At 69.3% G+C, this 3,256-nt stretch carries 2 protein-coding genes and 2 pseudogenes; 1 reads left to right on the top strand and 3 read right to left on the bottom strand.

Annotation, left to right across the window (positions count from 1 at the left end; all coding sequences use genetic code 11):
- The coding region (locus tag EES42_RS31190) for an SDR family NAD(P)-dependent oxidoreductase (RefSeq protein ID WP_124722162.1) at positions 1-466 on the bottom strand (466 nt) is incomplete at its 3' end.
- A gap of 390 nt (positions 467-856) precedes the next feature.
- On the opposite strand from EES42_RS31190, the gene EES42_RS31185 reads away from it, so the two are divergent.
- Entirely contained in the window at positions 857-1,177 is a 321-nt protein-coding gene (locus EES42_RS31185) for a hypothetical protein (protein WP_124721656.1), read from the top strand.
- Between the two features lie 133 nt (positions 1,178-1,310).
- On the opposite strand, the pseudogene EES42_RS31180 reads toward EES42_RS31185, so the two are convergent.
- Both EES42_RS31180 and EES42_RS31175 read right to left on the bottom strand, forming a co-directional pair.
- Positions 1,311-1,442: pseudogene (locus EES42_RS31180) on the bottom strand (SDR family oxidoreductase); the annotation flags it as partial.
- 336 nt (positions 1,443-1,778) lie between these two features.
- A pseudogene (locus EES42_RS31175) lies at positions 1,779-2,360 on the bottom strand (TniB family NTP-binding protein); the annotation flags it as partial.
- Positions 2,361-3,256: the final 896 nt, after the last annotated feature.

The raw sequence follows: 3,256 nt of genomic DNA, 5'->3' as shown, positions 1-3,256 counted from the left end.
AGGCGGGGGCGGGGCCGGGCGGGCGTGCCCCGGCCGCACCCGCCATGAGCACGACCGAGCCGTCGGGCGATAGCTTCGGCGCCGCGTGCCGCACCGCGTGGTACTGCCCCCAGAACTTGGAGGTGAAGGGGGTTTCGGCGTCCTGGGGGCTCAGCTCCCGCAGCGCACCGACGCGGTAGGACGCCGCGGAGGTGAACAGGTGGTCCACCCGGTCGAGTCCGTCGAAGAACGCGGCCAGCGACGCGTCGTCGGTCACGTCGACGGTCTGCCACCGGGCGGCGCCGCCCAGCTCCTGCGCGGCCGCGGCGAGGCGGTCCTGCGTACGCCCGCCCAGGACGACCTGCGCTCCGGCGGCGACGGCCTGGTGGGCCACCCGCAGCCCGATGCCCGATCCGCCGCCGATCAGGACGACCGTACGGTCCTTGAGCGGCCCTTCGGGGACGCGGGGGGCTGACGGTGAGGACATGCGGCACACTCCTTGAGACGTCTTCGGCGGGCGGACCGGCCGTCGGACGGCGCCGATCCACTCACTCCCAATCCACGAGCGGACCAGGGCATTCCCGTCGACGCGTCTGATACCGCGAAGGGCACACGGCCGCCCGGCAGACGGCGAAATTGGTCTGTACCAGATCTGGCGAAGCTCTTGCCGGAAGCCGTGGACCTCGGCAGGATCTGACTCGCGACCGAGCAGGCGATCACCTGCTTTCTCATCAGTTGTCGCGTTTTGGCGTCTGCGGCGTCCGTGGCACCCCATGGGATCCGCCCGTAGAAGCCGGACCGGTCCGCTCCACGCCCCATCCGCGCATGCGCCCCTTCCCATCACGCGTCGTCATCGGACGAAGGAGTTCCCATGTTCATGAAGTCCCCTTCCCACAAGCGCGTCACCGGAGCCGTGGCCTTCGCGGCGGCCACGGCGGGCCTGGTGCTGGCCATGGCGCCCGTCGCCCAGGCGGCGCCCGGCGACTGCACCGTCTCGTCCGGGAGCGGCACCCTCTCCAGCCTCTGCACCAGCGGTACCGGCCAGCACCGGATCCACGCGGTGCTCAACCCGCTCGACCCCAGACTGCCGCAGCGCATCGTCCTCGGCGACTGGGCCCCGGTCGGCCAGGCTTCGGTCGCCTCCAACCCCTGGGGCGCGGGATACGTCGCGAGTGTCTGGGTGGACCGCACCGACTGACGCGTCCGCCCTGCCTGATGTGCCGTCGATGACGGCGGGCGGCGGTGGCCGTACGAAGTGAGGGACGGGCTGGCCCGTGATGCGGGCCGGCCCGTCGTGGCCGTGGAGTGGGTGCGGTCCGGGCTCCTGCCGTTCAGATGGCCAGGATGCCGCCGTCCACCGCCACATGGCTGCCGGTGGTGAACGAGGCGCGGTCGCTCAGCAGCCACAGGGCCGCCTCCGTCACCTCGCGTGGTTCGGCCATCCGTTTCTGGATCTGGCGCGCGACGAACGCCTTCGGCCTTGCGGGGCGTGGTGGTCAGTTTGCTGCTGATCGCTACGAGGGTGGGGTGTTCGTGCTGGTCAGTGGTGTGGTGTGGGCGGGTGTCGTTTCGGTGGGTGTAGTTGAGGTACGGGGCGCGGTGTGTGCTGGGGATATCCGGGATTGGTTGAGACTGTGTGAGCGTGGGTTCGCGGGGGAGTAGGCCTGCTGGTCTGGGGATGTCTCTTTATCGTTGAGATCGCCTTGGCGTTCCTCAGATAGCGTCAACTCCTAAAGGCCCAGGTGTGTTTTACCTGGTTACAGCCTTCTGTGTCGACCGCTGGGCAGAGAAGAAGGGGGCTACCGGCGGGGTGCGCGGAACCCGTTCGTGGCGGGGCGGTGGTGGGTCTCGGCGAGGTGATCGATACGGATCTGGTCGAGGCTGGTCTTCGTGATGCGTTCGCTGCCGTCGAGGATGCTAGTGATCGCGGCTTGGCGGATCAGCCGGGTCAGGCTCCCGATCCTGCCTGCGGTCCGCTGGTGTAGATGGGCGGTGTGGCGGGGGAGTGTCCCGACCCGGTGCGCACGGAGATCGAGTGCGGCTTCTACCCCCGCGATCAGTTCTCTGAAGGGCTCGCGTGTGCCGAGCCGTGCCGGGAACACCCCGCATTCCACCAAGCTCGCGCGTGCGGCGAGTTGCGCCCCGCGCACACCGCTGAACAACGCGGTGGTGGTGACGTCGATGCCCGCGTACACGAACGTCGCCCCGATGCGTTCGGTGAGATCTTTGAGCAGGTCGGTGGTCTCCGCGCCGGTGGTGGTGCGGGGGTTGAGCCGGTGGATCTCGTCGATGAGTACCAGACGCACGCCCGCATGGTTGTAGGTATGGCAGACGGCGTCGGTGATCTGGGCCTGGGTCATGCGGGCGGTGACGGGGATGCCGGTGACCTACTTTTCCGGGTCGTCAGTAGGGCGGTAGACAGCTCGATCGGTGTCCAGGCGCTGGAGGATCTCGCCATTACCAGCGCATGCCGAGCTGGTCGAGGTCGGTTCGGCGTTGTTCGGGGAGTTTCGCGGCGCGTTTGCGGACGTTGTCGAGCCACATGCCGAGCTTGACCACCACGGGCCCATCAGCGCCGCCCTGACGGCCTGTCGGGCCCCAGGGTGCTCGACGTGCTTCCGAGGCACCCGTAGGTGTCCTTGACGGGCGTGGAACTGCCGTGCCGCCGCGAGGTTGGCCGCCCACTTCGCATCCTGCGTCTGCTTCACCGGCCGTTCGTCCTCCTCGGCCGGTGTGATGTTGGGGGTGTTCTCCAGGATCCGCTGCTGTGCGGGCAGGAGCTGCTCCCACCCGTACCGCTGCGCGGTGACCCGCCGGCCGAGGTCTTCGCCCTGGACGACGACGTCGCCCGCAGCCTCCGGGAGGGGTCGCCGGCCTGGACGTGGTTCTGGACGAGGCGGTAGCAGCGCTGCCACCCGGTGTCCCAGACCGGGCACCATCCCGGGTCGATCGCGTCCAGCTCGTCCTGCCGCGCTCGGTCAACCGCGCGGTTGCGTATCCGCGGGCGGTGGGGGCGGGCACGGCCAGGCGGCCGAGGGAGTCATCGAGCTGCGCTGCCCAGACATCGATGCCCAGGGCGTGCCGGATCAGGACCCCGATCTGCCCGGCTCAGCTCGGTAGTGTCGATGCAGGACAGCAGACGTAGCCAACGCCCTGCTGGGACGGGCCGGTTCTCGCGGATCCGTGACGTGCTGTCATGGCAGGATCGACGCGGGTCGGCAAGGTGCTGGCCAGCAGGAGGGCGTACACCATGGAGTCTCTTACTGACTTCGGCTCG

Source organism: Streptomyces sp. ADI95-17, from assembly GCF_003846175.1.
GTDB lineage: Bacteria > Actinomycetota > Actinomycetes > Streptomycetales > Streptomycetaceae > Streptomyces > Streptomyces sanglieri.
Note: the sequence above shows the minus strand (reverse complement) of the source record. Positions and strands in the feature narration are given on the sequence as shown.

What these genes read in the sequence shown, in the direction of transcription:
- EES42_RS31185 (WP_124721656.1), top strand. Translation starts at nt 857, where the DNA reads ATGAAGTCCCCTTCCCACAAGCGCGTCACCGGAGCCGTGGCCTTCGCG.